The organism is Streptomyces sp. CNZ287, assembly GCF_007827615.1.
Map to the genome: position 1 here is coordinate 253963 of NZ_VISV01000009.1, position 26832 is coordinate 280794.

General features: G+C 74.3%; 26 protein-coding genes. 19 read left to right on the forward strand and 7 right to left on the reverse strand.

The genetic code is table 11. The features are described 5' to 3' along the window. Positions 1 to 29: 29 nt before the first annotated feature. From FB457_RS18670 to FB457_RS18700, 7 genes are read left to right on the forward strand one after another with little or no spacing between them, the layout of a single operon-like run. Positions 30 to 1178 carry an FAD-dependent oxidoreductase gene (locus FB457_RS18670; RefSeq protein ID WP_253911521.1) on the forward strand — a complete coding sequence of 383 codons (1149 nt, stop codon included), beginning with the start codon at positions 30 to 32 and terminating at the stop codon, positions 1176 to 1178. A 14-nt stretch (positions 1179 to 1192) separates the two neighbouring features. Further along, positions 1193 to 1801, forward strand: coding sequence for an amino acid synthesis family protein (locus tag FB457_RS18675; protein ID WP_047019178.1), 609 nt, complete (start codon positions 1193 to 1195; stop codon positions 1799 to 1801). Between the two features lie 14 nt (positions 1802 to 1815). Then, entirely contained in the window at positions 1816 to 2556 is a 741-nt protein-coding gene (locus FB457_RS18680) for a class II aldolase/adducin family protein (RefSeq protein ID WP_047019179.1), read from the forward strand. A 53-nt stretch (positions 2557 to 2609) separates the two neighbouring features. Further along, positions 2610 to 3542 (forward strand): 3-hydroxyacyl-CoA dehydrogenase NAD-binding domain-containing protein, encoded by a 933-nt coding sequence (locus FB457_RS18685; RefSeq protein WP_145782469.1) that lies wholly within the window; start codon positions 2610 to 2612, stop codon positions 3540 to 3542. Between the two features lie 17 nt (positions 3543 to 3559). Next, complete coding sequence (locus FB457_RS18690; protein ID WP_145782470.1) at positions 3560 to 4495, forward strand: alpha/beta fold hydrolase; 936 nt, start codon at positions 3560 to 3562, stop codon at positions 4493 to 4495. Continuing rightward, the gene (locus FB457_RS18695; RefSeq protein ID WP_047019182.1) at positions 4486 to 4947 is read left to right on the forward strand and encodes a YbhB/YbcL family Raf kinase inhibitor-like protein; all 462 of its coding nucleotides are present in this window, start codon (positions 4486 to 4488) and stop codon (positions 4945 to 4947) included. Before FB457_RS18690 ends, FB457_RS18695 begins: the two co-directional genes overlap by 10 nt. A 44-nt stretch (positions 4948 to 4991) precedes the next feature. Then, a complete protein-coding gene (locus FB457_RS18700; protein WP_253911522.1) occupies positions 4992 to 5756 on the forward strand; it encodes an IclR family transcriptional regulator in 765 nt (254 codons plus the stop codon). A gap of 326 nt (positions 5757 to 6082) precedes the next feature. On the opposite strand, the gene FB457_RS18710 is transcribed toward FB457_RS18700, so the two are convergent. After that, positions 6083 to 6616 (reverse strand): TerD family protein, encoded by a 534-nt coding sequence (locus FB457_RS18710; RefSeq protein ID WP_047019183.1) that lies wholly within the window; start codon positions 6614 to 6616, stop codon positions 6083 to 6085. A gap of 374 nt (positions 6617 to 6990) precedes the next feature. Here FB457_RS18710 and FB457_RS18715 point away from each other — a divergent pair, with 374 nt between their 5' ends. From FB457_RS18715 to FB457_RS18725, 3 genes are read left to right on the forward strand one after another with little or no spacing between them, the layout of a single operon-like run. After that, positions 6991 to 7416 (forward strand): RlpA-like double-psi beta-barrel domain-containing protein, encoded by a 426-nt coding sequence (locus tag FB457_RS18715; protein WP_047019184.1) that lies wholly within the window; start codon positions 6991 to 6993, stop codon positions 7414 to 7416. A gap of 14 nt (positions 7417 to 7430) precedes the next feature. Next, entirely contained in the window at positions 7431 to 8048 is a 618-nt protein-coding gene (locus FB457_RS18720; RefSeq protein ID WP_047019185.1) for a hypothetical protein, read from the forward strand. Between the two features lie 31 nt (positions 8049 to 8079). After that, complete coding sequence (locus tag FB457_RS18725; RefSeq protein WP_047019186.1) at positions 8080 to 9018, forward strand: MauE/DoxX family redox-associated membrane protein; 939 nt, start codon at positions 8080 to 8082, stop codon at positions 9016 to 9018. A gap of 69 nt (positions 9019 to 9087) precedes the next feature. Here the strand turns inward: FB457_RS18725 and FB457_RS18730 are convergent, their stop codons facing one another. Beyond that, positions 9088 to 10257, reverse strand: coding sequence for an LLM class flavin-dependent oxidoreductase (locus FB457_RS18730; RefSeq protein WP_486589069.1), 1170 nt, complete (start codon positions 10255 to 10257; stop codon positions 9088 to 9090). A 232-nt stretch (positions 10258 to 10489) separates the two neighbouring features. Continuing rightward, positions 10490 to 10639, reverse strand: coding sequence for a carbohydrate-binding protein (locus FB457_RS18735; RefSeq protein WP_145782472.1), 150 nt, complete (start codon positions 10637 to 10639; stop codon positions 10490 to 10492). 85 nt (positions 10640 to 10724) lie between these two features. On the opposite strand from FB457_RS18735, the gene FB457_RS18740 reads away from it, so the two are divergent. Both FB457_RS18740 and FB457_RS18745 read left to right on the forward strand, forming a co-directional pair. Beyond that, positions 10725 to 11183: a type 2 periplasmic-binding domain-containing protein gene (locus tag FB457_RS18740; RefSeq protein ID WP_486589070.1), complete on the forward strand. Its 459-nt coding sequence runs from the start codon at positions 10725 to 10727 to the stop codon at positions 11181 to 11183. A 121-nt stretch (positions 11184 to 11304) separates the two neighbouring features. Beyond that, positions 11305 to 12537 carry a S8 family peptidase gene (locus FB457_RS18745; RefSeq protein WP_047019188.1) on the forward strand — a complete coding sequence of 411 codons (1233 nt, stop codon included), beginning with the start codon at positions 11305 to 11307 and terminating at the stop codon, positions 12535 to 12537. Between the two features lie 111 nt (positions 12538 to 12648). Here FB457_RS18745 and FB457_RS18750 read toward each other — a convergent pair whose 3' ends face one another. Together FB457_RS18750 and FB457_RS18755 are read right to left on the reverse strand one after the other, a co-directional pair. Next, positions 12649 to 15573, reverse strand: a complete 2925-nt coding sequence (locus FB457_RS18750) for a glycoside hydrolase family 2 TIM barrel-domain containing protein (protein WP_078898552.1) — start codon at positions 15571 to 15573, stop codon at positions 12649 to 12651. Positions 15574 to 15701: 128 nt separating this feature from the next. Continuing rightward, positions 15702 to 16808, reverse strand: a complete 1107-nt coding sequence (locus tag FB457_RS18755) for a chitinase (RefSeq protein ID WP_047019189.1) — start codon at positions 16806 to 16808, stop codon at positions 15702 to 15704. 182 nt (positions 16809 to 16990) lie between these two features. Here FB457_RS18755 and FB457_RS18760 point away from each other — a divergent pair, with 182 nt between their 5' ends. The 7 genes from FB457_RS18760 to FB457_RS18790 all read left to right on the forward strand — a co-directional run bounded on the left by FB457_RS18760 (position 16991) and on the right by FB457_RS18790 (position 23645). Beyond that, positions 16991 to 18145 (forward strand): hypothetical protein, encoded by a 1155-nt coding sequence (locus FB457_RS18760; RefSeq protein WP_145782474.1) that lies wholly within the window; start codon positions 16991 to 16993, stop codon positions 18143 to 18145. Between the two features lie 208 nt (positions 18146 to 18353). Further along, positions 18354 to 19130, forward strand: a complete 777-nt coding sequence (locus FB457_RS18765) for an ABC transporter ATP-binding protein (RefSeq protein WP_047019191.1) — start codon at positions 18354 to 18356, stop codon at positions 19128 to 19130. 51 nt (positions 19131 to 19181) lie between these two features. Next, entirely contained in the window at positions 19182 to 20375 is a 1194-nt protein-coding gene (locus FB457_RS18770; RefSeq protein ID WP_047019192.1) for a hypothetical protein, read from the forward strand. A 130-nt stretch (positions 20376 to 20505) separates the two neighbouring features. Beyond that, on the forward strand, positions 20506 to 21324 hold the full coding sequence (locus tag FB457_RS18775; protein WP_047019193.1) for an SAM-dependent methyltransferase: 819 nt from the start codon (positions 20506 to 20508) through the stop codon (positions 21322 to 21324). Beyond that, positions 21321 to 22124, forward strand: a complete 804-nt coding sequence (locus FB457_RS18780; protein WP_047019194.1) for an ABC transporter permease — start codon at positions 21321 to 21323, stop codon at positions 22122 to 22124. The genes FB457_RS18775 and FB457_RS18780 overlap by 4 nt, the downstream gene beginning before the upstream one ends. 168 nt (positions 22125 to 22292) lie before the next feature. Further along, positions 22293 to 23192 (forward strand): DUF5753 domain-containing protein, encoded by a 900-nt coding sequence (locus FB457_RS18785; RefSeq protein WP_047019195.1) that lies wholly within the window; start codon positions 22293 to 22295, stop codon positions 23190 to 23192. 210 nt (positions 23193 to 23402) lie between these two features. Next, positions 23403 to 23645, forward strand: a complete 243-nt coding sequence (locus tag FB457_RS18790) for a DUF397 domain-containing protein (protein WP_047019196.1) — start codon at positions 23403 to 23405, stop codon at positions 23643 to 23645. A 24-nt stretch (positions 23646 to 23669) separates the two neighbouring features. Here FB457_RS18790 and glpK read toward each other — a convergent pair whose 3' ends face one another. Together glpK and FB457_RS18800 are read right to left on the reverse strand one after the other, a co-directional pair. Continuing rightward, a complete protein-coding gene (gene glpK, locus FB457_RS18795; RefSeq protein ID WP_145782477.1) occupies positions 23670 to 25676 on the reverse strand; it encodes a glycerol kinase GlpK in 2007 nt (668 codons plus the stop codon). Positions 25677 to 25745: 69 nt separating this feature from the next. Continuing rightward, positions 25746 to 26513: an IclR family transcriptional regulator gene (locus tag FB457_RS18800; RefSeq protein WP_047019198.1), complete on the reverse strand. Its 768-nt coding sequence runs from the start codon at positions 26511 to 26513 to the stop codon at positions 25746 to 25748. Positions 26514 to 26832: the final 319 nt, after the last annotated feature.

The following is a 26832-nucleotide window of genomic DNA, read 5'->3' on the forward strand; positions in this document are numbered from 1 at the left end:
CGGCCGGCACGACGAGTGAGAGCGGAGCTATGGAAACCACGGTTGACAGGCGGAAGCGCCACGCGGAGGTGTCCGGCGCCGGGTTCGCGGGGCTGACCGCCGCCGCGGCGCTCGCCCGGTGCGGGTGGTCGGTGCGGGTGCACGAGAAGGGGGCGGAGCTGCGCGAGCAGGGGGCGGGCATCGTCCTGTGGCACAACAGCCTCAAGGTGCTGAAGGCCATCGGCGCATACGAGGCGGTGATGGCCGACTCGATGACACCCCCGCACTACGAGACCCGCTTCCAGCACGCCAGCGTCTCCCACGAGGACTTCGGCGGCCTGCCCTGGCGCACCATGACCCGGCCCTACCTGCACAAGTGCCTGCTGGACGCCGCGCTCGCGGCCGGCGTGGAGATCCGCACCGGCTCCGAGGTGGTCGCCGCGGACCCGCGCGGCCGGCTCACCCTCGCCTCCGGCGAGACGCTCTACGCCGACCTCGTCGTCGGCGCCGACGGGGTGAAGTCGAAGGTCCGCGACTCCATAGGCTTCGAGCAGGAGCGCTGGAAGTCCCGCGACGGGATCACCCGGTTCCTCGTGCCGCGCCACAAGGCCGAACTCGGCCCCGGCGAGTGGGACAACGTCATCGACTTCTGGAACCTCGAACCCCGTTACCTGCGGGTGCTCTACGTGCCCTGCAACGACCGCGAGCTGTACCTCGCCCTCGGCGCGCCCCGCGCCGACGAACAGGGCAGCCGCACCCCCATCGACCTGGACCTGTGGACGTCGGCCTACCCCGAGCTGACCCCCGTCCTCCGGGCCGCGGCCACCGCTGCCGACCCCCGGTACTACGGCTACGAGACCACCGCCGTCGCCGAGTGGCGCCGCGGCGCCGTCGCCCTCGTCGGCGACGCCGCGCACGCCATGCCCCCCGCCCTCGCGCAGGGCGCCGGCTGCGCGATGGCCAACGCCTACACCCTCGCGGTCGCCGCCACCGAGGCCGCCGACGGCGAAGTCGAGGCGGCCCTGGCCCGGTGGGAGGAACTGGAGCGGCCGTTCACCGACCGCTGCCAGCGCCGCTCCGCCGACTTCGCCGCCACCCGCGCGATGTCCGAGGGCAACCAGTTCACGCTGGAGAACCTCGAGACCGCCCTCTACGACCCGACCAACCCCAACCGCCACGCGCTGTCCGTCAGCCCCTGAGAGGAGATGACCTGATGACCCCCGAGGACCAGGTGACCAAGGACTACCAGGTACGGCGCTGGGTCGGCCTGGTCGAGGAGACGCTGCACGAGAACGGCCCCGTCGCCGCCGTGCCGCTGCGCAAGGCCGTCTGCGGCGTCGTGGTCAGGAACCCGTTCGCCGGCCGGTACGCCGACGACCTGTCCCCGCTCACCGCGCCGAGCGCCGCGCTGGGGACGGCGCTCGGCCGGCGGGCCGCGGCCCTCCTCGGCGCCCCGGTGGAGAGCTACGGCAAGGGCGGTCTCGCCGGCCTGGCCGGCGAGCAGGAGCACGTCGTCGCCTGCGTCACCACCGTCTTCGGCAACGCGCTGCGCGAGGCGATCGGCGGCGGCGAGGCGTGGATCTCCTCGGCGACCAAGACCGCCGCCGCCGGCGCCTCCCTGGACATCCCGCTGGCGTACAAGGACGAGGTGTACGTCCGTTCCCACTACGACGCCGTCACCGTCTCCGTACCCGATGTGCCGCGCCCCGACGAGCTGTTCGTCTGCGTGGCCGTCGCCAGCGGCGGCCGGGTCCACGAGCGCGTCGGCGGCCTGACCGCGGCCGAGGCGCGTGCGCAGACCGCGGCCGGCCAGGCCCGGTGAGAAGGAGCAACCCGATGCAGACCAGCGATGCGCTGTACTCCCAGGACGACTCCGTCGCCAACGTGCTCGACAACCTCGCCAGGGCCCACCGGATCCTGGAGATGGAGGGCCACGGCGACATGTCCATGGGCCACCTGTCCTACCGCGACCCGCACGGCCGCGGGCTGTGGCTCAAGCGCGGCAACCTCGGCATGGAGGAGGTCCGGGCCGGCGACTACATCCTCATCGACTTCGACGGCACCGTCCTCGAAGGCCAGGGGCTGCGCCATCTCGAATGGCCGCTGCACGCCGAGATCATGCTCGCCCGGCCCGACGTCAACGTCGTCGGCCACTCGCATCCGTTCCAGGCCACCGTCCTCGGCGCCGGCCGGGGGCGGATCGAGCCGGTGAACAACCACGGCGTGTGGTTCGCCGAGCACGGCGTCCCGCGCTTCGACGCCACCAGCCACATCATCACCACCCAGGAGCTGGGCCGGGACCTCGCCCGCGTACTCGGCGAGGCCGACGCCGTACTCCAGGCCAACCACGGCGCCTCCTTCACGGGCCGCAACGTCCGCGACGCGACGCTCGCCGGGATCTTCCTGGAGAAGGCCGCCGCCTTCCAGCTCGCCCTGGCCGGCTCCGGCCTGCCGTACGACCCGCCGGACGCGGCCGAGAGCGTCGAGAAGAACCTCCGCATCTATCCCGAACGCGCCCGCGAGAACTACTGGATGTACTTCAACCGCAAGCTCGACCGGCTCGAAGCCGCCCGCTGAGCCCGCCCGCGCGGCCGCAGCAGCCGCCGCGGCACAGCACGAAAGGAACCATCGTGAGCATTCCCACCACCAGCGCCGTCCTCGGCTCGGGGAGCATGGGTCCCGGCATCGCCGCGCTGCTCGCCCGTTACGGATCCGACGTACGGCTCTACGACGTGAGCGAGGAGGCCCTGGCGCGGGCGGAGGTGACCTGCGCCGGCGTGGTCGCGCACCTCGACCGCCTCGACGTGCCGGTCACCCCCGGCGGCTCCGTCACCTTTCAACGCGACCAGGCCAAGGCGCTGGCGGGCGCCGGCCTCGTCATCGAGGCGGTGCCGGAGCAACTGGAGCTGAAGAAGACGGTGCTCGCCCAGGTCGAGGCCGCGGTGCGGGACGACACGATCATCGCGACCAACACCTCCGGCATCCCGATCTCCGACATGGCGGTGGACATGGCCCACCCCGAGCGCCTGATCGGCATGCACTGGTCCAACCCGCCGCACCTCATCCCGATGATCGAGATCGTCAGGGGCGCACGCACCGACGATGCCGTCGAGGACCGCCTCGTCGGCATCGTCGAGGCGTTCGGCTACGAGGCCGTGGTCGAGAAGGAGGTGCCGGGATTCGTCGAGAACCGGGTGCTCTACGCCGTGCTGCGCGAGTGCATGGCCCTCGTCGAGGAGGGCGTGGTCTCCCAGCGCGACCTGGACACCGTCGTGAAGTGGGGCGTCGGCTACAAGCTCGCCGTCATCGGCCCGATGCGGCTGGTCGACATGGCGGGCCTGGACATCTACCAGGCCGTGGGCTCCTACCTGAACCGCGACCTGTCCACCGAGACCGGCGTCTCCTCCCTGGTCACCGAGCTGACCGCCGAGGGCAAGCTCGGCATGAAGACGGGCGGCGGACTGTACGAGTACGGCGAGGACGAAGTCGCCGCCAAGCGCGCCGACATCGTCGACGGCCTGGTGAGCGTCCGCAAGACGCTCTCCGCGATCAAGCCGGTCTGAGCGGACGGGAGCCGACCGTGAACCGCGCACCGCAGCCGGCCGGGCCGGAGCCGCACGCCGCCCCCGCCGCGCCCCCTGACGCGCCGCCGGGCCTGGCGTTCGTGGCCGCCGGAGAGGTCGAGTTGTGCGTGCGCGACGCGGGCGCCGGGCCGGCGGTCGTGCTGCTCCACGGCACGACCGCCAGCCTGGGCGTCTGGGACCCGGTGGTCGACCTGCTGGGCGGGGCGGTACGGACCGTGGCCGTCGACCAGCGCGGCCACGGCCGCAGCGGCAAGCCCGCCGCCGGGTACGGTGCCGCCGCGTACACCGCCGACGTGCTCGCGCTGGTCCGGGCGCTGGGGATCGGCCCGGTGGTCGTCGCCGGGCACTCCCTCGGGGCCCGCAACGCCGTCGTGCTCGCCGCCACGCACCCCGACGCGGTCGCCGGCGTCGTCGCCGTCGACTACACCCCGTACGTCGAACCCGCCGTGCTCGACGCCCTGGAGACCCGGGTACGCGGCGGCGACCGCACTTTCGCCTCCGGCACGGACGTCGAGACGTACCTGCACGAGCGCTACCCCCTGCTGCCCGCCGATGCCGTACGCCGCCGGCGCCGCTACGGCTACGCCCCGGCCGCCCGGGGCGGGGCGCTGCGCCCGCTCGCCGACCCCGCGGCCATGGTCCGCACCGTCGACGGGCTGCGCCGCGACTTCGCCGCCGAGACCCGGGCCGTCGGCGTACCCGTCACCCTGCTGCGCGGCGAGCACAGCGCGATCGTCTCCCCGCGCGCCTTCGCCGCCACCCGCGCGCTGCGCCCCGACTTCCGCGCCGTCGAACTCCCCGGGCTCGACCACTACGTGCCCGAGGAGGACCCGCGGACCGTCGCGGACGAGATCGTCCGCATGCTCGACCGGACGACGGGCCGACCCCGCCCGCGTCCCGCCACCGAGAGGAATCCAGACCCATGCCCCTGAACATCAAGGACCTCGCCGTCGCCGTCCGCGGCGTCGCCCCCGGCGAGCGGATCCCGGACCGGCACGCCGCCGACCACGGCAACGCCGCCCCCGAGGTCGAGATCACCGGAGTGCCCGCCGGCACGGCGGAACTCGCGCTGATCCTCCACGACCCCGACGCACCGCTGCCGCACGGCTTCACCCACTGGGTGGTCTACGGCATCGACCCGGCCGCGCCCGCGGTGACCGCCCCGGGGCCCGCGGGCACGGTGCGCGAAGGCCCCAACTCCCTTGGCGACAAGGCGTATGCGGGCCCCCAGCCGCCGCCGGGGCACGGCACCCATCACTACTATCTCTGGGTGTACGCCCTCGACACCCCGGTCGCGGGCGAACCGTCGCGCGAGGAGTTCCTCAGCGCGTACGGCGATCGCGTCATCGAGCAGAACCGGCTCGTCGGCACCTACTCCGCCTGACGCACCCCCGGGGCCACACCACGAGTACAGAAGGCGAGCGCATCGTGTCTGAAGGGCGGGAGCGGACCCCCGGCGTGGACAGCGCCAGGAGGGTGCTGAAGATCCTTCTCCTCTTCACGGAGAAGGGGCCGGAGTTGAGCGTGGAGGAGATCGCGCACTCCGTCGGCATCTCGGTGCCCTCCGCGTACCGGTTCGTCTCGCTGCTGCGCGAGATGGACATGGTGGAGGACAACGGCGGCGGCACGTACGTGCTCTCGCCGCGGATCTTCCTGCTGGCCCGCAGCGCGGAGCAGGCGTTCCCCGTCTCCAAGGTGCTCCGCCCGCTCGTCGAGCGGCTGTCGAAGGACACCGGCGAGGCGGCGCTGGTGATCCGGCGCGTGGGCGACTTCGCGACTTGCGTGGAGATGAGCCAGCCCGAGCACACGATCCGGCTGTCGTTCGAGCCGGGGCAGATCATGAGCCTGCACCGCGGCGCAGGGCCCAAGGTGCTGCTCGCCGCGATGGGCGAGGCGTGGGCGCAGCGGTACTTCGACCGGCTGCGGCCCGCGCCGTCGGCCGCCGAGCGGGACGCGGTGCTGGCCGAGGTGCAGGGCGTGGCCGCGCAGGGGTGGTCCAAGAGCGAGGCGGAGGTCGACGAGGGCGTGTGGGCGGTGGCCGCGCCGATCGGGGTCGGCGAGAAGGTCGTCGCCGCGGTCACGGTCGCGGGCCCGCACTTCCGCATCGACGACGAGCGCGCCGGGCACATCACGGAGCGCGTTGTGGCCGCCGCGGCGGAGCTGTCCGACTCACTCAGCACCTGGCGGCGCTAGGGTCTGTCTTCCATCTCGCGTCGTTCGCCCGCAGGGCGGGCGGGGCAGGGGGCACCGCCCACGCCCCCCGGGGCGTAGGGGGAGTCTGGTGCGTGCGATCGCAAGGCGGAGGGCCGACCGCATAGTGGGCCTCTTCGGTCGATCCCGACAACGCAGCGAGCGTGCGTGCCAGGCTCCCCCACAGCGCGCTGCGCGCGCGTGGGCGGTACCCCCAGCCGCAGACGGGAGATTGAAGGCAGACCCTAGCGCACCCTAGCGCCCGCCCCGGGGGGTGCCACCGTCGGCCTCGCGTGGCGCGGTGGCACCCCCCGGGGCGGACGCCTGCCTCAACCGCCCGCCACGGTCCCCATGAGGGCCGAGAACGACGCGGGGTCGGTGTCGAAGCCCTGCACCACCGGGCGGAACCGCCAGGTGCCGGCGGGCTCGCGGACGAACTCCGCGACGGTGGCCGCGGTCGCGTCCGCCACCCCGGCGAAGTCGTCGGCGGCCAGCTCGGCGTAGCCCTCGCGGATCTGCACTCCGGTGCTCGCCACCTCGCCGAACGTCCGCCGGCCGGCGCCCTGCTGGATCGCGACGCCGACGACCACGCGCCCGTACGCGGGGGCGATCCGCGCGAACTCCAGCGTCATCACCTCGTCGGCGCCGAAGCCCTGGCCGGTCTGGCTCTGCCGCTGCAGGGTGATCGTGCCGTCGGGGGAGCGGCTGTCGAAGTGGACCAGGTAGGCCGGCTCGCCCCGCGGGTCGTCGGCTCGGTACGTCGCCGCGATCAGGTCCAGGTCGTGGGGCGGCGCGCCGAGCGGGCTGGGGTCCCACTTCAGCGCGATCTCCACCTTGCCGACACCCCTGTTGAGACCGGTCACCGGGCTCCCCTCTCCCGTACTCCTGCGTGCTCCTGGCGCAACTGCCCGGCGCGGTCCGCCGGTTGCCCTATCGTGTCACGTCCCACCGCGCGGGGGAGCGGCGCGCGGGGAGCGCGGGGCGGCACGCACCGCGGGGGCGCGCCCCGGGGCCGCACGGGGGAGCACCGGGTCGCGCGGAGCGGCTTGCGCGGCGGTTACACCAGAGGACCGGTCCACTGGCGCCGCGGCGCCCGATTGACGGTCCGTGTGCGGCGCGTCACGCTCGGGCCGTCCGCCACCCGTGTCCGACCGGCGGGCTCTCGGCACCCGTACGCCACCCCCACATGGCACTTCGGACTGTCATGTACGGGCCAATCTGAAGGGAGCTCGAACACATGGCTTGCAGTACGAACTACCTCTGGCGCGGCGAGGCCACCTGGTTCTGCTGCGGCGCCGCCTGGGGCCCCTGCGGCTCCGCCGGCGGCGGCGCCTGCGGCAACTGCCGCTCCGCCTCGAACCACGGCGCCTGGCCGAACGCCTCCGCGGCGTGCTGGGACATCACCCGGCCCGACCTGTGCGGCGAGGGCGGCATCCCGCGGCGCGGCTGCGGCTCCGTCATGCGCGTCGTCCAGGAGTGCTCCAAGGCGGCGGTCTGCATCACCATCACCGACTGCGGCCCGCGGACCAAGAGCTTCTGCGGCGAGGCGTCCTGCTGCAACGGCGTCTGCCGCACCAACCGCATCCTGGACCTGACGCCCGCGGCCTACTCCCAGATCGCCAGCCTCAGCTCCGGCAAGACCGGCGTCTGGATCTACGAGTGAACGGAGGCGCGGCCATGAAGGACGCAACGGGCTCGACGTTCGACCGGCGGCGCTTCCTGTCCGCCAGCGCACTCGGCGGCGCCACCGTCGTCGGCGCCACGGCGCTCGGCGCGGTGGACCCCGACGCCGCGTTCGCGGCACCCACCCCGCCGCTCGACCCGGCGGTCGCCGCCACCTCGTTCGCCGAGGGCCTGATCACCGGCATCGACGGCGGCACCCTGCTGCACGTCAAGGGCTCCTACGGCGAACGGCACCGCATCCAGCTCACCAACGCCACGAGCATCTGGAAACTCCACCCCACCACCGCCGACGACGTCGAGACCGGCGACGGCCTCTACGCCCGCGGCCTGGAGATGCCCGACGGCACCATCGCCGCCGACGCGGTCTGGGTGAACATCGTCAACCTCGACGTCACGGTCCGCGGCATCGGCAAGGACCGGCTCGCCCTCGGCTACCACGGCGGCGAGCTGATCGGCCGCATCGTCCCGGGCCGCTCCACCGCCTCGTACGCGGGCGCCGCGCTCACCGACGACCTGTCGGGCGTGCGGATGGGCCAGCACGCGCTGGTGCTCGGCGCCTGGCGGCCGAAGGACGGTGCCGTCGACATCGCCAGGATCACGGTCGGGCACTGACCGCCGCGGCCACTTCGAGGACGGAGGCAGCATGATCGCACTGCTGGTCGGCGGCGTGCTCGGCTGGAGCGGGAGCACCAAGCTGTTCGGACGCAACACCCCCGTGCAGGCGTCGGGCACCGTGCTGGAGCGCAAGCTCGGCGGGCTGCCGCGCGCCACGGCCGCGCTGCGCGCGGTCGGGGCGGCGGAACTGCTCGTCGCGCTCGCGCTGGTGGCGCTGCCGGTGCCGCTGGTCACCGGGGCACTCGCGGCGCTCGCGGGCGCGGGCTTCGCGGCGTACCTCGGTTACGCCAGGGCCACCGCGCCCGACTCGTCCTGCGGCTGCACCGCGCGGGACAAGGCGCCCATCGGCGTACGGGCCTTCGCCAGAGCCGGGTTCGTCCTGGCCGGCGGGGCGGTCGTGCTGGCCGGAGGGCTCGCCGCCGACGGTCTGCCGGCGCCGGCCGGCGGGCCCTGGTGGGAGGCGCTGCGGGACCGGCCCGGCGCCGCGCTCGGCCTCCTGGCCGCGGGCACGGCGCTGGCCTGGCTGCTCTTCGGCGACCCCGACCGGGCCGTCCGGCTGCCGCTGCGCCGCCTGCGGCTGCGGCTCTTCGGCAATCCGCTGCACGGCGGGGCGGGACCGGGCGGCGACCCCGAGGCGGTGCCCGTCGAGGGCTCCGTCGAACTGCTGGAACGCTCGCTGGCGTGGCAGACGGTGACCCACGTCGTCCGCTCCGGGCTGCGCGAGCACTGGGACGACGAGGGCTGGCGCTTCCTGCGCTACACCGGCCTGCACGACAGCGGTCCCGACGGTGCCGAGGGCGCCGGCCGCCCGGTGTCCGTGGTCTTCGCGATGGACGCGAAGGCCGGCCTCGACAGCCCGCGGCCGCCGGTCATCCGGGTCGGCGTCGTGGACGAGGAGACCGGCGAGCGCGTGGACGTCACCGCCGGCCGGGAGCGCCCCGGCGCGCTGCTCGGCGAAGGCGTCTGAGAGCGGTGCCCGGAGCCCGTACGGGGCCGGGCTCCGGGCACCGCCCCGGCTACTTCTCCGCCGCCCCGGCTACTTCTCCGCCGCCGCGGCGGCGGGCATGTCATAGGCGTCGGCGATCAGATCGTACGAGCGCAGCCGCGCCGCGGGTCCGTGCACGTTCGTGGTGAGCATCAGCTCGTCGGCGCCCGTGCGCTTGCGCAGGTCGTCGAGACCGGTCGTCACCTCGTCCGGGGTGCCGTACACCACGTTGCCGATCCGGGAGTCGGCGAACTCCCGCTCCAGCGGGCTGAACTCGTAGGACTCCGCCTCCTCGGGCGAGGGCACCAGACCGGGCCTGCCGGTGCGCAGCCGCAGCATGTTGAGCGCTCCCGCCATGACCTGCCGCCGCGCCTCGCGCGCGTCCTCCGCGGCCATGACCGAGACGCCGATCAGGGCGTACGGGGCGGAGAGCACGGCCGACGGCTGGAACGCCTCGCGGTACAGCTCCAGCGCGGGCCCGGTGTGCTGCCCGGCGAAGTGGTGCGCGAACGCGAACGGCAGCCCCAGCTCGGCGGCGAGCCGGGCGCTGAACATCGACGAGCCCAGCAGCCACACCGGCGGCCGGTGCGGCGACTGCACCCCGCCTGCCGCCGTGCCCTGCACCGGGCCCGGCACCGCGTGGATCCTGCGGTACGGATGCCCGTCGGGGAAGTCGTCGTCGAGGAACCTGATCAGCTCCGCCAGTTGCTGCGGAAACTCCTCGGCGCCCTCGCGCAGCCGGTCCGTGCGGCGCAGCGCCGCCGCCGTCGCGCCGTCCGTGCCGGGGGCGCGGCCCAGGCCCAGGTCGACGCGGCCGGGAGCGAGCGCCTCCAGCGTGCCGAACTGCTCGGCGACGACGAGCGGCGCGTGGTTGGGCAGCATCACGCCGCCGGAGCCGAGCCGGATGGCCGTCGTGTGCGCGGCCAGGTGCGCCAGGATCACGGCGGGCGAGGAGGACGCGACGCCGGGCATCGAGTGGTGCTCGGCGACCCAGTAGCGGTGGAAGCCGCGCGCTTCGGCGAGCCGGGCCAGCGCCACCCCGGTGCGCAGCGCGTCGGTCGCGGTGTACCCGGCGCCCACGGTGGCCAGGTCCAGCACGGAGAGCGGCACGGGGGCGGAGCCGCCCGCCCGGCCCCGTATCTCGTCCTGCGCGTCGGGTGCCGTCACGTCCGCTGCCGCCACGTGGTCCTCCTGGTCTCCGGTGTCTGTGGTCCTCCCCATGCCGACAACAGGAGGAGGGCTCCGTATTCCCGCAATCCAGGGATCCGGGAATACGGCCGGCGGATCCGGGACCGGGACCCGGCGGGCACGGCGCTGCCGCCCGCGGTGACGGCGCGGGCGGCAGCGGGCGGCGGGCGCGTGGCGGGGCGGGTGACGCGCCCGCCGGGGCCGGAGCGGAAGACCCGGGCGGCGAGGGCCGGGCCTTCCGCGGTCCGCGGGGACCGGGGGCGGCTCAGCAGGCCCTGACGTCCTGCCGGACGCGCCACTCGCCGGTGGTGCCCGGTTCCTGGCCCTGCGTCCACCACTTCGCCCGCCAGACGCGGCCCTTGCGGGAGACCTCGGCGCCGGAGTCGTACACCGTCGCGCCCGCCCAGGCGGGCACTGTGCAGGTGCCGGGGCCGCCCCCGCCGCCACCCGGTGTGCCTGAGCCCCGGCAGACCGCTGGCGGAGCGGACGAGGTCAGCGCCGTGGAACTGCTCGCCGAGCCGCTGGTCGGGGTGCGCTCCGGCTGCCTCGTGCACCGGCTGCTGCACCGCCTCGGCGCCGTCCGCCCGCCGCTGCCCGCCTACGCGGCCGACACCCCCGACGCGGCGAAGCACCTCGTCGCCGCAGGGCTGGGGGTGACGGTGCTGCCGGACTTCGGGCTCGCCGGCGACCCGCTGGAACGGCACGGCGCGGTCACCTGGCGGCCCCTCGCCGGTGCCGGTGTTCCCGCCGTGCACCTGATGCTCCGGCGCAGCCGTACCCGGGCCATCCCGCCCGCCGCCCGCCCGCCGCCCGCGCGCTGCACGACGCCACCGCCGCCGCGGCGGCCGGGCCGGTACCGGCCTGAGGCCCGGGCCGAGCCGGGGCCGAGGCCCCGTCAGCCCCGCCGGTTGTCCCACGCATCGCCCGCCACCAGGATCTTCGGCTCGGATTTGGCGTGAACCTGCCACTTGTGGTCGCGTCCGGCATGCGAGACGCTGCCGTGGCACCGCCCGTATCCGGGCGGGCCACCCGCACCGCACTACGCCTCATTGCCCGTAATCCGGTCAACGAAAGGTTCTGGTGCACGAGATGAGACTCACCCCCACGCCCCTGCGCCGCGCGGCCACCGTGCTCACCGCGCTCGGCCTCGCCGCCGGCCTCCAACTGGCCGCCGGCACCGGCGCGAACAGCGCACCCGCCGACGGCGACCTCCGGCTCGCCCCGGCCGCCACGGCCGTCGACGGCCAGTGGATCGTCGTGCTGAAGAACGGCGAGGTCGCCAAGGTCGACACCCGCTCCGTGGCCCGGGACCTGGCCGGCACCGCGGACGTCAGGCCCGAGCACGTCTTCCGCACCGCGCTGCGCGGCTTCTCCGCCGAGATGAGCAAGGCGGAGGCGGCCGAGGTGGCCCGCGACCCGCGGGTGGCGTACGTCGAGCAGGACGCCGTCGTACGGACCGCGGAGACCCAGGCCAACGCCACCTGGGGCCTGGACCGCATCGACCAGCGCGACCTGCCGCTGAGCACCACGTACACGTACAACACCACCGCGGCGAACGTCACCGCCTACATCATCGACACCGGCATCCGCACCACGCACAGCGAGTTCGGCGGCCGGGCCTCGGTCGGCACCGACACCGTGGGCGGCGGCCAGAACGGCCAGGACTGCAACGGCCACGGCACCCACGTCGCGGGCACCGTCGGCGGCAAGACGTACGGCGTCGCCAAGCAGGCGAAGCTCGTCGCCGTACGCGTCCTGAACTGCAGCGGTTCCGGCACCACCGCCGGCGTCGTCGCCGGCATCGACTGGGTGACCGCCAACGCCACCAGCCCGTCCGTGGCCAACATGAGCCTCGGCGGCGGCGCCAGCACCACGCTCGACAACGCCGTCAAGCGGTCGGTGGCCGCCGGTGTGACGTACGCGATCGCCGCCGGCAACGGCAACATCTTCGGCACCCCGCAGAACGCCTGCAACTACTCGCCGGCGCGGGTGCCCGAGGCCATCACGGTCGGCGCCACGGACAGCACCGACCGGCGCGCCTCGTGGTCCAACTTCGGCACCTGCCTCGACCTGTTCGCGCCCGGCGTGAGCATCACCTCCGGCTGGTACACCTCGGACACGGCCACCAACACCATCTCCGGCACCTCGATGGCCACCCCGCACACCGCGGGCGTCGCCGCGCTGTACCTCCAGGGCAACCCCTCGGCCAGCCCCGCCCAGGTCAGCCAGGCCATCGTGAACGGCACCACGCCGAACAAGGTGCAGGACCCGCGCACCGGTTCGCCGAACCGGCTGCTCTACTCGCTGTTCTGACAGCCGTGACGGCTCCGCCGGCGGTGACGGAACCGCCGGTGACGCCGGCCTGAGGACGGGCGCCACGGCCCGCCCCGCCCGGGAGGAGCCGGGCGGGGCGGGTCCCGCGCGTCAGCGCCCTTCGGCGGCGGAGAAGACGAAGGTGAACGCCGCCGGGCGCGCCGCCAGTGCGTACTGCGGCAGCACGCCGGGACCGCAGGACGCCGAGCCGATGCCGTGGCGGGCGTGGTCGAGCGTCACATGCACCCGGTCGCCCGGCACCAGGTCGGTGCGGTGCGTCGCGGCGTCCAGCTCCGCGGTGGTCCAGCGCCTGGCCGTGAGCGCGAACTCCGGCTCACCCTCGACCCGCAGCCCCGTACCGGCCCCGGCGTCCGTCAGCTCCGCCCAGCGCACCCGGGCCCGCGCGCCGTTCTCCTGCGGGCGTACGTACGGCGTCTGCAACTCGTCGACGCTCGCCGTCCAGCGCCCCAGCAGCGCCGCCGTGCCCGTGTCCGGGTACGCCTCGCCGGGCCCGCCGCCGTACCAGCGCACCGCGCCGTACGCGGCGGGCAGCGCGAAGCGGATCCCCAGCCGCGGCAGCGGCATCCGCCAGTCGCCCTCCGGCGTCACCGACACGGTCAGCGCCACCCGGTCCGCGTCCGCGGTCCAGCGGAACTCGGCGGCGAGGCCCAGGTCGGTGGCCGCGGGCGCCACCCGGGTACGGACCGTCAGTCCGCCGTCCGCGGTCTCCACCGCGTCCGTCCGGTGCCGCATCCGGTGCAGCCCCGCCTTGCGCCAGCGGCGCGCCAGTTCGGTCTCGGGCAGCCAGTCGGCGCCGAGGTCGTTGTCCGTCGGCGCCCGCCACACCTCCAGCCGCAGTCCCTCCACGGGCACCCCGGCCAGGGTCCGCGGCCCGCCCGTCCGCGCGTCGAACACCGCCGGGCCGAGCCGGATCAGCGCGTCGTCGCGTACGGGCGCCGCCGCGGCCGGCCGCGCGAGCGGCGGGCGCGGCGCGGCGGACCACTGCCCGCGCGCCACGACGTGCCCCGCCGGCGCCCACGCGGTGTCCGCGGCGAGCCGCGCGCTGACGGTCCACTGCGCCTCGCCCGCGGGCGGGGCGCCGGGCGCGGGCAGGCCGACCTTCGCGCTCTCGCCGGGCGCCAGCGGCGGCACCGCCGCCGGTCCGCTCTCCGTCTCGGCGCCGTCCACGGCGTACGACCAGGAGAACGCGAGGTGGTCGAGGCCGGCGAAGTCGTGCAGGTTGGTGACCACGGCCTGTTCCGGCGAGTCCCCGGGCCCGATGCGCACGGGCTGGATGACGTGGCCGAACTCGGTGAGCCCCGGCGACGGCGTGCGGTCGGGGAAGACCAGGCCATCGCAGACGAACGCGCCGTCGTGCAGTTCCTCGCCGAAGTCGCCGCCGTAGGCGAAGCCCAGCTCGGGGTGGGCGATGCCGTGGTCGATCCACTCCCAGACGAAGCCGCCCTGACAGCGCTCGTACGTCTCGAACAGCCGCTGGTAGTCCGCCAGTCCGCCGGGGCCGTTGCCCATGGCGTGCGCGTACTCGCAGAGCACGAACGGCTGTGCCCGGCGGCGCGCGTCCAGCGCCGGGTCTTCGAGGGGGGCCTCGGTGCGCTCGCCGATGCGGCGGACCTCGTCGTGGTCGGCGTACATCCGCGAGTAGACGTCGGTGTCGCGGCTGGTCGGATCGCCCTCGTAGTGCAGGAGCCGGCCGGGGTCGCGGCCGCGGATCCAGTCGGCCATGGCGGTCAGTCCCGCGCCGGAGCCGCACTCGTTGCCCAGGGACCACATGATGACCGACGGGTGGTTCTTGTCCCGCTCGACCATGCGCGCGGCGCGGTCCAGCAGCGCCGGGGTCCAGCGCTCGTCGGCGACGGGGTTGCCGCGCCAGCCGAGGGCACCGAAGCCGTGCGTCTCCAGGTCGCACTCGTCGATCACCCACAGCCCCAGCTCGTCGCAGAGGTCGAGGAACGCGGGGTGCGGCGGGTAGTGGCTGGTGCGTACGGCGTTGACGTTGTGCCGCTTCATCAGCAGCACGTCCGCGCGCATCGCCGCCTCGTCGACGGCGCGGCCGTGCTCGGGGTGGAACTCGTGCCGGTTCACGCCGCGCAGCAGGATGCGGCGGCCGTTCACCCTGAGCACGCCGTCCTCGACGGCGACGGTGCGGAAGCCCACCCGCAGCGGGATCCGCTCGCCCGCGGTGGCCAGCTCGGCCGCGTACAGCCGCGGCACCTCCGCGGTCCACGGCTCGGCCGGCAGCGTGACGGACTCGCCGGTGGCGATGTCGACGCCCAGCTCCGGCAGGGCGACCCGGCCGCCGGGCGCGCAGTCCACGCGCAGGGTGCCGGTGCCGGTCACGTGGTCGTACGAGGCGTGCACGAAGAAGTCGCGGACGGCGCCAGCGGGCCGGTGCAGCAGCGTGACGTCGCGGAAGATGCCGGGGAGCCACCACTGGTCCTGGTCCTCCAGGTACGAGCCGGCCGACCACTGGTGGACGCGGACGGCCAGCACGTTGCCCGCGGGGCGCAGCAGCGCGCCGACGGCGAACTCGTGCGGCAGCCGGGAGCCCTTGAACTCGCCCAGCTCCGTGCCGTTCAGCCAGACCCGCGCGTGCGAGTCCACCCCGTCGAAGCGCAGCACCGCCTCGTCCGGGGGCAGCGGGGCGGCGGGCCAGCCGCCGGGCAGGTCGAAGGTGCGCAGGTGGTCGCCGGTCGGGTTCTCGGCCGGCACCCGCGGCGGGTCGACCGGGAAGGGGTAGGGGGTGTTGGTGTACGCGGGCGTGCCGTACCGGCCACCGCCCTGGAGCACCCAGTGCCCGGGGACGGTGATCTCGTCCCAGCCGGAGGTGTCGTGGCCGGGTTCCGCGAAGGATGTGTCGTGGGTGGTGGCGGTGGGGGAGAGCCGGAAGCGCCAGGCCCCGTTCAGCGGCAGCCGGGCGGCGTCGGAGCTGGCGTACCACGCGCGCGGCGGCAGGGTGCCGGTGCCGGGTGCGGGGTCTTCGTGGGCGGGGAGAGCCGGATCGTGCATGAGATCCATCTGATCCCGCCGGGGGGCGCGGTACAACAGACGCCGCGCCGCGATCCATTGGACTTTTCGGACACCGGTTGGACTTCTGTGCCGCCCCGGCCGCTCGCCGTGGGGGACGAGCGGCCGGGGCGCGTCGGTCAGCGGCCCTGGAGCGACTTGACGTTGTCGCCGAAGGACCAGCCGCGCGCGCCGTCCCAGTTGATCGACCAGGTCATCAGGCCCTTGAGGGCGCCGCCGAAGTGGCTCCATGCCTGCGACACCAGCCCCGGCGTCATGTGGCCGCCGCCCGCGCCGGGCTGGGCGGGCAGGCCGGGGGCCTGCTTGTCGTACGGGACGCGGATGGTGGTGCCCTGCACCACGAGGCCGCGGTTCAGGCACTCGGTCTGGGCGACGAAGCCCTGGACGGTGCCCGCCTGGTACGAGTCACCGGAGCAGCCGTACATGCTGCCGTTGTAGTACTGCATGTTGAGCCACCACAGCCGGCCGTTGTCGGCGTACTTCTTGATGATCGGCAGGTACGCGCCCCAGATCGAGCCGTAGACCACGCTGCCGCCGGTGACGTACGCCGTCTCGGGGGCCATCGTCAGGCCGAAGCCGGGGGGCATCTGGGCGAGCACGCCGTCGATGATGCGGATGAGGTTGGCCTGCGAGGGGGAGAGCTGGTTGATGTTGCCGCTGCCGACGAGGCCGGTCTCGATGTCGATGTCGATGCCGTCGAAGTTGTAGCGCTTGAGGATCGGCACCAGGGTGGCGATCACCCGGTCGGCGACGGCGCTGGAGCTGAGGTCGATGCCGGCCGCGGCGCCGCCGAGCGACATGAGGATGGTGGCGCCGCTCGCCTTGGCCGCGCACATCTCGGCGGGAGCGGCGACCTTCACCGTGCTGTCCATGCCGTCCTCCCACTTGACGGTGCCGTCGGAGAGGATGACGGGGAAGGCGGCGTTGATGACGTTGTAGCCGTGGGTGCGGAGATCGGGGTTGGTGATCGGCGTCCAGCCGAACGGCGGGTGGACGCCGTTGGCGGCGCCGTCCCAGTTCTCCCAGTAGCCCTGGAGGATCTTGCCCGCGGGCCTGGGTTTGGTGGGACAGGTCTCGGCAGCCGTGGGTGCTGCCGCCGTCGTTCCTGCCGCCGCCGCCCCGGCCGGTTCCGGCGGGGTCGCCGCCGCGGCGGGGAGCTGGGCGGCGAGCACCAGCGTGAGGCCGATGCCGAAGAGACGCAGCGTCCGGCTGATCGCAGACTGCATGACACGCTCGCCTTCTGGGCTGTGGGGTTGCCAGGAGAGGTACGTGTTGCGCTGCGGCACAAGGTAAGTTGGTCCAGACCTTTCGTCAAGAGGTCTGGACCAAAGGTCGCGGGGCGGGCCGCGGGGAAGCTGTTCGTGCCGCGTTCACCCGCGAGTTCGCGGCGTTGCCTAGCGTGCCGCCCATGCCCACCACGTACGACGCGGGAGTCCCCGCGGCCCCGGACGTCCCCGAAGCCCCCGCCCCCGCGGCCGGATCAGCCGCCTCCGCCGGCCTCCTGACCGCGCCGTCCCGCCGCCGGGTGCTGCGCGGGCTCACCGCGACGGCCGGTGCCGCCGGGCTCGCCGTGCTCGGCGCCCGCCCCGCGCCGGCCGCGGGCAGTGGCCGCGGGCGCCCCGGGCGCCCGTTGCGGGTGCTCGTCGCGACGAACGAGCCGTGGGGCACGTACCACGTCAAGCCGCTGCTCGCGGAGGCCGGGCGGCGCGGCGTACGCCTCACCCAGCTCGTCCCCGACACCTCGGGAGTCCAGCCCGGCGACCCCGTGCCCGTCGCCACGCCGCAGGCCGCGCCCCGCGCCGATCTGCTGGTCGTCACCGGCGCCGGTGACTGGCCGCTGGAGTGCGTCGCGCGCTTCCCGCGGCTGCCGGTGGCGGCCGGCTCTCTGGCCTACCTCGGGCCCCAGCAGGCCCCGGGCGCACGGCTGCTGCGGCCCCGGCTGCGCGCCGTCACCTCCTCCTCGCCGGCCGAGGCGCGCGCGTTCGGCGGCTACCTGGGCGTCCGGCGCCGGATCCGGGTGGTCGGCTCGCCGCAGACCGACACGCTGCCGGACCACCGTCCCGAGCCCGGCCTCGTGCTCGTCCTCACCAGCGTCACGCACCCCGACGGCACCGGCGGCGCCGCACCCGGCACCGAACTGCTGCTCGCGGCGGCCGAGAAGCTGCGGGCCGCGGGAAAGCGGATCCTGGTCGGCCTGCACCCGCGCGAGGACCCCAAACTGTGGGACGCGTACGAGATCAGCGACGTGCCGTCGCTCCAGGCGGCGGCGCGGGCGGAGGCGGCGGTCGGCATCCCGGGCACCGTCTTCCCGCTGGTCGCGGCGGTCGGAGTGCCGCTGGTCGGCGTCACCGGCGCCGGGCTGACGGTGCCGGACTACCTGCTGGCGGTGTGCTCCTCGACCATCGACGATCCGGCGGAGGCGGTGCCGGCCGTCACTTCCGCGCGGCTGCCCGCACCGGACGTCCTCGCCGACGCCGTCGGCCCGATCGGCGGATCCGCCGCCCGGCTGCTGGAGGTCTGGCGCCACACCGCCCACCCGGGCCACCCGCACGACGGCCACTGACGCCCGCCGCGCGAACGGCCGGTGCGACGGCCCCGGGTCCGGCGCCGGGCCGCCCGCGTCCGCCGCCGTCCCCGCCCGGAGGGCACCCCGGGTGCCGGGGCACGTTCCCATCCCGTAGCCTCTGTGGCCCCGAGCCCGCGGCGCCCGCCGCGGCGCAGGAACCTGCCCGGCGGTCCTGACCACCCGCCGGAGCGCCGGGAGGTGGCCCATGACCGTCGCCGACGCCGACGAGGCCGCGCCCGTGGCCGGTGCGGGACCCGTGCTCTCCCTCGGCGCCGTCGAGAAGCGCTTCCCCGACGGCACCCGCGCGCTCGACCCCGTCGACCTCGACGTCGGCGCCGGCGAGTTCGTCTCCCTCGTGGGCCCCTCCGGCTGCGGCAAGACCACCCTGCTGCGCATCGCCGCGGGCCTCGTCGAGCCCACCGCCGGCGCCGTGGCCGCGCGCGCCGACCGCCTCGGCTACGTCTTCCAGGACCCGACGCTGCTGCCCTGGCGCTCGGTGCGCACGAACGTCGAGCTCTTCGGCGAACTGCGCGGCGTCCCGCGGGCCGAGCGGCGCAAGCGCGCCGACGCCGCGCTGGAGCTGGTCGGCCTCACCGACTTCGCCGGCTACCGGCCCCGCGCGCTGTCGGGCGGAATGCGCATGCGCGTCTCCCTGGCCCGCTCCCTCACGCTGCGCCCGGAACTGTTCCTGCTCGACGAGCCGTTCGGCACCCTGGACGAGATCACCCGCGAGCGGCTGGACGACGACCTGCTGCGGCTCTTCGCCGCCGAGCGGTTCGCGGCCGTCTTCGTCACCCACTCCGTGCTGGAGGCGGTCTACCTCTCCACCAGGGTCCTGGTGATGTCCCCCCGGCCCGGGCGCGTGTGCGGCGAGTTCACCGTCCCGTTCGGCTACCCGCGGACCGAGAGCCTGCGCTACGACCCCGAGCTGAACCGCATCGCGGCCGAGGTGTCCGCCTGCATGCGCGCCTCCGCCCGCTGAGCACCGTACGAAGCACCGACCGGCCCCCGACCCCCTCCGGAGGAACCCGCGATGCCCCTGAAGCGTCACCTGCGCTCCTTAGCCCTGCCGCTCGTCGCCGGCGTGCTGCTGACCACCGCCGCCTGCGGAGACGACGGGGACGGCGGGGCCGGCGGCAAGGAGTCCCCCGCGGCGAAGAGCGGCGCGGGTTCCCTGGCCGGCGTGTGCCCCGAGACCGTGACCGTGCAGACGTCGTGGCTGCCGAACGCCACCGCCTTCGGCCCGCTGTACGCGCTCCTCGGCGAAGACCCCGAGGTGGACGCCGACCGCAAACGGGCCACCGCGCCGCTGGTCGCGGACGGCAGGGACACCGGCATCTCGCTCGAACTGCGTGCAGGCGGCCCGGCGATCGGCTTCGCCGCCACCTCAGCCGAGATGTACACGGACGAGGACATCGACCTCGGCGTGGTCGGCGGCTTCGACGAGATCGTCCAGCTCTCCGCCACCCAGCCGACCACCGCGGTGCTGGCGCTGCTGGAGAAGGACCCGACGATGATCTACTGGGACCCGGAGACCTACCCGGAGTTCGAGACCATCGAGGACGTCGGCAAGTCGGACACCACGGTCCTGTACTCCGGTGGCGACACGTACATGGAGTATCTGACCGGCGCCGGGATCCTCAGGAAGGACCAGGTGGACGGCTCCTTCGACGGCTCGCCCGCGCGCTTCGTGGCCTCCGGCGGCAAGCTCGCCTCCTCCGGGTACGCGGCCGAGGACCCGTACATGTTCGAGCACGAGATCGACGACTGGATGAAGCCCGTCAAGGGCCAGCTCGTCTACGAGGCCGGCTACCCGATCTACGGGCCCTCCCTCGTCGTCCGCCCCGAGGCGAAGTCCGAACTGGCGCCCTGCCTGGAGAAGCTGATCCCGGTCGTCCAGCAGTCGCAGGTCGACTACCTCCGCGACCCGGACGCGGCCATCGCCGCCATCGTGGACATCGCCGAGCAGTACAAGGGCGGCGACGTGCTCACCGAGGGCATCGCGCAGTACGGGATCGGCGAGATGAAGAGGCTCGGCATCGCCTCGGACGACGCCGAGGGCGAGGACACCACCGTCGGGAACTTCGACACCGCGCGGGTCCGGGAGATCATCGACATCGGCGAGCCGATCTTCGCCGAGCAGAAGAAGCCCGTGAAGGACGGCCTGAAGCCCGCGGACGTCGTGACCAACGAGTTCCTCGACCCCGCGATCGGACACGGCGGATGACCGGCCGCCCGACCGCCGGGACCGCGCACCGCGGGCCCCGGCGGCACGGTGGAGTACGCTGCCCTCCCGGCCCCCAGCGCGTCGCGGGGCGGCACAGCCACGGCCGTACGCGGCCGACGCGGAGAGGAACATGAGCGACGACGGCATAGCCGACGGGCCCCACGGCACGTCGCCCCTGCCCGACCCTACGGCCCCCCACGCCTCCCGCACGTACGACTACCACCTCGGCGGCAGCGACAACCTCGGCCCGGACCGCGCGCTGGTGGACGAGGTCGAGGCCACCTTCATGCCGGACGTGAAGATGCGCGTCCGCGCCCAGCGGCTCTTCCTGGAACGGGCCGTGCGCTACCTGGTCGGGGAGGCCGGCATCCGCCAGATCCTCGACATCGGCTGCGGCCTGCCGCAGCGGCGCATGCCCAACGTGCACGAGATCGCGCACGGCATCGCCCCCGACACCCGGATCGTCTACGTCGACTACAACCCCGTCGCCGTGGCGCACATGCAGGCCCTGCACGCCGACGGGATCCTGACGGTCGCCTTCGCCGGCGACGTCCGGCGGCCCGAGCTGATCCTCACCCACCCGGACACCCGTGCCGTACTGGACCTCGACCGGCCCGTGGCCGTGCTCATGGTCGGGCTGCTGCACTTCCTGCCCGACGAGGACGACCCGGCGGACCTGGTGGCGCGGGTCCGCCGCGGCGTGGTCCCGGGCAGTTACCTCGCCGTGTCCCAGATATCCGCCGAGCTCGACTCCCGGGTGAGCCGGCTCACCAAGGCGTGGGCGTGCGGCGCGACGCCGATGGTGGAGCGCAGCCGCGCCGAGCTGGAGCGGATCATCGACGGCTGGGAGCCGGTCGACCCCGGCGTGGTGGTCGCGCACCGCTGGCGCCCCCGGCCCCCGGACCGTACCGAGGGAAACGCCTACGCGCTGGTGGCCGTCAAGCCATGAACCTGCGCCCGTTGCTCCGGAGGCTGCCCGCCGTGCTGGTGGCCGGTGCCGCCGTGGGGGTGTGGTACCTGATCAGCATGGTGGTGCTGGCCGAGGACCGGCGTTTCCTCTTCCCGCCGCCGCACGACGTGGTGCGCGTGGGGTTCCTCGACGGCGACAACCGGGCCGAACTCCTCGACGCCCTGCTGCTGTCCGCGCAGGTCGCCTCGCTCGGGCTGCTCATCTCGGCGGCCGGGGCGATCGCGATGGCGATCCTGATGAGCCAGGCCCGGTGGCTGGAACGTTCCCTCTTCCCGTACTTCGTCGTGCTGCAGGTGACGCCGATCCTCGCGCTGGTCCCGCTCTTCGGCTTCTGGTGGGGCTACGGGTTCTCCACCCGGGTGCTCGTCTGCGTCATCATCGCCTTCTTCCCCATCCTCACCAGCACGCTCTTCGGCATCCGCTCCGCCGACTCCTCGTACCACGATCTGTTCAGGCTCCAGAACGCCGGCCGGCTGACCCGGCTCTGGAAGCTCCAACTGCCCGCCGCGCTGCCGCACATCTTCACCGGGCTGCGGATCGCCGCCGGGATGTCCGTGGTCGGCGCCATCGTCGGCGACTTCTTCTTCCGCCAGGGGCAGCCGGGCATCGGAGTGCTCATCGACCTGTACCAGTCGCGGCTGCAGTCCGAGCAGTTGCTCGCGGCGGTGCTGGTCTCCTCGCTCTTCGGCGTGCTGGTCTTCTGGTTCTTCGGCCGGCTCGCCCGGATCGTCGTCGGCGGCTGGCACGAGTCCGCGGACGAACCGGGCGCGAAGGACTGATCCTCTCCGGTACGCCGCCCGCTCGGGGCAACGGGTCCGTACGTCCGATCCGGTAGGCGAAAACCGGACGAAGGTTCGGGAAAGAGGCCCCGGGCGGGTATGATTCCGCGCTGGCGACGGGATGGTGAACCGACCGGCGGGGGAGGGGAGATGGCGGGGTCAGTACCGGTGGCCGGCGGGCGCCGGCTGCCCGGGGGCGGCGCGGACCCCGGCCGGGGCGGGCCCACGATCCGGCGGATCGTCCTCGGCTCCCGGCTGCGCAGGCTGCGCGTCAGGCGCGGCGTCGGACTCGACGCGGCGGCGCAGGCGATCCGGGCCTCGGTGCCCAAGATGAGCCGGCTCGAACGCGGCCAGGGCGGCTGCAAGGAGCGCGACATCGCGGACCTGCTCACGCTCTACGCGGTCACCGACATCCGGGAGCGCGAAACGTACCTCGCGCTGGCCCGCGGCGCCAACACCCCCGGCTGGTGGCAGCAGTACGGCGATCTGACGCCGCGCTGGCTGGAGACGTACCTCGGGCTCGAGGAGGGCGCGACGCTCATCCGCGGCTACCAGTCGCACCGCGTACCGGACCTGCTCCAGACCCCCGCCTACGCCGCCGCGCTCGCGCGGCTGACGTACCCCGACGACAGCGCCGGCGCCGTGGCCCGCCGCGTCGACCTGCTGGAGCGCCGCCAGCAGCTCCTCGCCAGGTCCGACCCGCCGCGCTGCTGGCAGCTCATCGACGAGGGCGCGCTGCGCCGCAGCGTGGGCGGCCCCGCGGTGATGCGCGAGCAGATACGCCATCTGATCCGGCTGCACAGCGCGGAGTTCCCGGAGATCGCGGTGCACGTCGTGCCGCTGCGGACCTCCGCGGCGACGGTGCTGGCCGGCTCGGTGACGCTGCTGCGCTTCGCCGAGGCGGACCTGCCGGACATCGCGTACCTGGAGCAGCTCACCGGAGCGCTCTACCTCGACGACGCCGACGACGTCGAGCGGCACCGGCTGGCCGTCGACCGGCTGGCGGCGCCGGCCACGGAGCTGACGAACACCGACACGTTCCTGCGGCAGCTCCTGCACGCCACCTGACGGCCCGCCCGCTCCTTCCCTTCGCAGCCCCCGGACCACACGGTCCGAGGGCCTTCCGCCTGTTCCCGTACGGTAGTTCGGCCGATTCGATCACCCTGCGCCACCGTGCTCCGAGCGCTGGGTGATAGCTGGATGAAATTTCATCTGTAAGTGCATCCGCAAGCACAGACGCAAGTACAGTACGCAAAAGATCAGTGGGAAGGAGCAGCCATGCAGGTCGTGAACGGTGTGCCCGCGGGCCGGCTGGGGAACGTCGAGTGGCGCAAGAGCCACCACAGCAACCCCAACGGCGAGTGCGTGGAGCTGGCCGGGCTGTCCGGCGGGGAGGTCGCGGTCCGCAACTCGCGGGACCCGCAGGGCCCCGCGCTGGTCTACGGGCCCGCGGGGCTGGCCGCGTTCCTGCGTGCCGCCAAGGAAGGGGACTTCGACGACCTCGTCACCGCCGGCGCCTGACCGGAACGCCACGGAGGTGCGCGGCTACGGCACGGACTCGCCCGCCAGCGCCGCGACCCGGGCCGCGCTGTCGCAGCCGGAGGCACGCAGCCGCCCGCCTGCCGCGGCGTACGCGCGGCCCAGGACGGCGCGCTCCTGCGCGGAGGCGCCGCGGCGCAGCGCGTTGAGGTGGACGCGCTCCCCGGCGGCGATGTGCCCGGCGGCGACCGTGCCCAGCCGGTCCAGCGCGGCGTCGAACTCCGGCCCGGCGGGCTCCTCCAGGCGCAGCAGCGCCAGCAGGGCGCGGGCGAGCGCCGCCGGCCCGTGGCCGGCGTCGTCGGGGCAGAGCGCGTACGCCGTCGAGCCGGCCCCGGAGCGCGCCGCGGCCCGGCCCGCCTCCACGTGCGCCACCAGCAGCCCCGTCAGCTCGCGCAGCACTGCGCGCCGGTCCGCCTCCTCGCTGCGCACCGCGCTCAGCAGGTGCTCCACCCTGCGGTGGTCGGCCAGCACCAGGTCGACCACGTCGGCCCCGGACGGCGGCGGGCTCTCCGCGGGACGGGTCCAGCCGAACGTCAGGCCCACCGCATGGCGCCAGTTGGCGTACTCCGCGGACCTGCGGCTCTCCGGCATCCGCGGCAGCCACTCCGCCGCCCGGTGCCAGTTGCGCCGCAGCCCCTCCAGGTCCGGCCAGTAGCCGACCGCGAGCCCCGCCGCGTACGCCGCGCCCAGCGAGACCGTCTCCGCCATCATCGGCCGGACGACGGGCACGTCCAGGACGTCGGCGACGAACTGCATGAGCAGGTTGTCCGCCGTCATGCCGCCGTCGACACGGAGGCCGGAGAGCGCCAGACCCGAGTCGGCGTTCATCGCGTCCACCACCTCCCGCGTCTGCCAGCCCGTCGCCTCCAGCACCGCCCGCGCCAGATGCCCCCTGGTGATGTACGAGGTGAGCCCGGCGATCACGCCCCGCGCCTCGCTGTGCCAGTGCGGCGCGAAGAGCCCCGAGAACGCCGGCACGATGTAGCAGCCGCCGTTGTCGTCGACGGTCTGCGCCAGCGTCTCGATCTCCGGCGCGCTGCCGATCAGCCGCAGCCCGTCGCGGAACCACTGCACCAGCGACCCCGTCACCGCGATCGAGCCCTCCAGCGCGTACACCGCCGGCTCGTCCCCGATCTTGAAGCCGACGGTCGTCAGCAGCCCGTGCCGGGAGGCCGCCGGCGTCTCGCCGGTGTTGAGCAGCAGAAAACTGCCCGTGCCGTACGTGCACTTGGCCTCGCCGGGAGCGAAGCAGGTCTGGCCGAAGAGCGCCGCCTGCTGGTCGCCGAGCGCCGCGGCGATGCGGATGCCGGGGACGACGGTGGTCGTCGTGCCGTACGTCTGCGTGGAGGAGCGGATCTCCGGCAGCATCGCCTGCGGCACGCCGAAGAAGTCCAGCAACTCGTCGTCCCACGACAGGGTGCGCAGGTTCATCAGCATCGTGCGGCTGGCGTTGGTGACGTCGGTGATGTGCAGCCCGCCCGCGGGCCCGCCGGTCAGGTTCCAGATCAGCCAGCTCTCCATCGTGCCGAAGAGCACGTCACCGCGCTCCGCCCGCTCCCGGAGGCCGGGGGTGGAGTCCAGCAGCCAGCGGATCCGCGGCGCGGAGAAGTACGTGGCCAGCGGCAGCCCGCAGAGCGCGCGCACCCGGTCCGCGCGCGGGTCCCGGGCGAGCCGCTCGGCCAGCTCGTCGGTACGGGTGTCCTGCCAGACGACGGCGCGGGCGGCCGGGCGGCCGGTGTGCCGGTCCCACAGCACCGTCGTCTCCCGCTGGTTGGCGATGCCCAGCGCGACGACCTGGCCGGCGTCGGCGCCCGCCTCCGCCAGGGTCCGCGGCACGATCCGGCGCAGGTTCCGCCAGATCTCCACGGCGTCGTGCTCGACCCAGCCGGGCCGCGGGAAGTACTGCTTGTGCTCGCGCTGCACCACGGAGACCAGCCGGCCCTGGGCGTCGAAGAGGATGCACCGGGTGGACGTCGTGCCCTGGTCCACCGACATCACGTACCGTTGCACCACGCCGCCTCCGCTCCGTACCGGCTGCCCCGCCCGGACAGCCCGTCTCGTCTCCTCGGTCCCGCGCGGCCGTCACCGGCGGGACGCGCCCAGGTCACGCGAGACCGACCTGGCCGTGCCGAGCACCAGACCCACCAGATCCTCGCGGAGCGCGCCGGAGCGCTCGCAGAGCCGCTCGGCCGGCCCCGAGATGCCGAGCGCGCCGACGACGAGACCGCCGGGGCCGCGCAGCGGCGCCGCGATCCCCGCCTCCTCCAGGCGCCGTTCGCCGTGCTCGCCGGCCCAGCCCGCCTCGCGCACCCGCCGCAGCTCCGCCAGGATCGCCGCGGGCGCGGTGAGCGTCCTGGGCGTGTACGCGGCCGGGGGCCCGCCGCCCACCGCCGCCGGGGCGTTCACGTCGTACGCGAGCAGCACCTTGCCCAGCGCGGTCGCGTGCGCCGGCAGCGTCGCGGCCACGTCGAGGGTCTGCTGCGGGTCGCCGGGCCGGAAGACGTGGTGGACGACGAGGACCCGGCCGTCGGCCGGGACGCCGATGCGCACCGCCTCACGGCTTCTGGCGGCCAGCCCGTCGGCCCAGTTCAGGGCGCGGGAGCGGAGTTCGTTGGCGTCGACGTGGCCGGAGCGGAGGTCGCGGAGCGTGTCGCCGATCCGGTACTTGCCGGTGTCGCGGTCCTGCTCGACGAACCCCACCTGCTGCAGCGTCCGCAGCAGCCCGTGCACCGTGCCCTTCGCCAGGCCCAGCGACCCGGCCAGCTCGCTGACTCCGAGGCGGCCGGAACCGCGCGCCAGCAAGTGCAGTATCGCCGCCGCGCGTTCAACCGACTGAACCGGACCTGGCACGCGCCGACCATAAGCCTCCGTGCCCCGCCGGTGAAAGCGGGGTGCAGCAGATTCGTTCGACAATGTCGGCAGGGCGTCGTTGACGGCGGGATTCCACGCTGGTCATGTACTCACCACGGGCCGGGGTGCCGGCGCAGCGGCACGGTCCCGGCGACCGATGCGACGTTTCGGAGCAGGAGCAGACCGTGACCGACGATTTCAGCGCCCCCTCCCCGCAGCGCCCCGGCCCGTTCATTGCGGCTATCGATCAGGGGACGACTTCGAGCCGGTGCATCGTGTTCGACACCGATGGCCGGATCGTGTCGGTGGACCAGAAGGA

Bases quoted from the DNA above. Each gene is read 5' to 3' on its own strand.
- FB457_RS18765 (WP_047019191.1), top strand. From the start codon at position 18,354: ATGACCGTCGCCGACGCCGACGAGGCCGCGCCCGTGGCCGGTGCGGGA.
- FB457_RS18720 (WP_047019185.1), top strand. From the start codon at position 7,431: ATGAAGGACGCAACGGGCTCGACGTTCGACCGGCGGCGCTTCCTGTCC.
- FB457_RS18715 (WP_047019184.1), top strand. From the start codon at position 6,991: ATGGCTTGCAGTACGAACTACCTCTGGCGCGGCGAGGCCACCTGGTTC.
- FB457_RS18770 (WP_047019192.1), top strand. From the start codon at position 19,182: ATGCCCCTGAAGCGTCACCTGCGCTCCTTAGCCCTGCCGCTCGTCGCC.
- FB457_RS18760 (WP_145782474.1), top strand. From the start codon at position 16,991: ATGCCCACCACGTACGACGCGGGAGTCCCCGCGGCCCCGGACGTCCCC.
- FB457_RS18780 (WP_047019194.1), top strand. From the start codon at position 21,321: ATGAACCTGCGCCCGTTGCTCCGGAGGCTGCCCGCCGTGCTGGTGGCC.
- FB457_RS18695 (WP_047019182.1), top strand. From the start codon at position 4,486: ATGCCCCTGAACATCAAGGACCTCGCCGTCGCCGTCCGCGGCGTCGCC.
- FB457_RS18670 (WP_253911521.1), top strand. From the start codon at position 30: ATGGAAACCACGGTTGACAGGCGGAAGCGCCACGCGGAGGTGTCCGGC.
- FB457_RS18725 (WP_047019186.1), top strand. From the start codon at position 8,080: ATGATCGCACTGCTGGTCGGCGGCGTGCTCGGCTGGAGCGGGAGCACC.
- FB457_RS18675 (WP_047019178.1), top strand. From the start codon at position 1,193: ATGACCCCCGAGGACCAGGTGACCAAGGACTACCAGGTACGGCGCTGG.
- FB457_RS18750 (WP_078898552.1), bottom strand. From the start codon at position 15,573: ATGGATCTCATGCACGATCCGGCTCTCCCCGCCCACGAAGACCCCGCA.
- FB457_RS18755 (WP_047019189.1), bottom strand. From the start codon at position 16,808: ATGCAGTCTGCGATCAGCCGGACGCTGCGTCTCTTCGGCATCGGCCTC.
- FB457_RS18730 (WP_486589069.1), bottom strand. From the start codon at position 10,257: ATGGGGAGGACCACAGACACCGGAGACCAGGAGGACCACGTGGCGGCA.
- FB457_RS18680 (WP_047019179.1), top strand. From the start codon at position 1,816: ATGCAGACCAGCGATGCGCTGTACTCCCAGGACGACTCCGTCGCCAAC.
- FB457_RS18790 (WP_047019196.1), top strand. From the start codon at position 23,403: ATGCAGGTCGTGAACGGTGTGCCCGCGGGCCGGCTGGGGAACGTCGAG.
- FB457_RS18775 (WP_047019193.1), top strand. From the start codon at position 20,506: ATGAGCGACGACGGCATAGCCGACGGGCCCCACGGCACGTCGCCCCTG.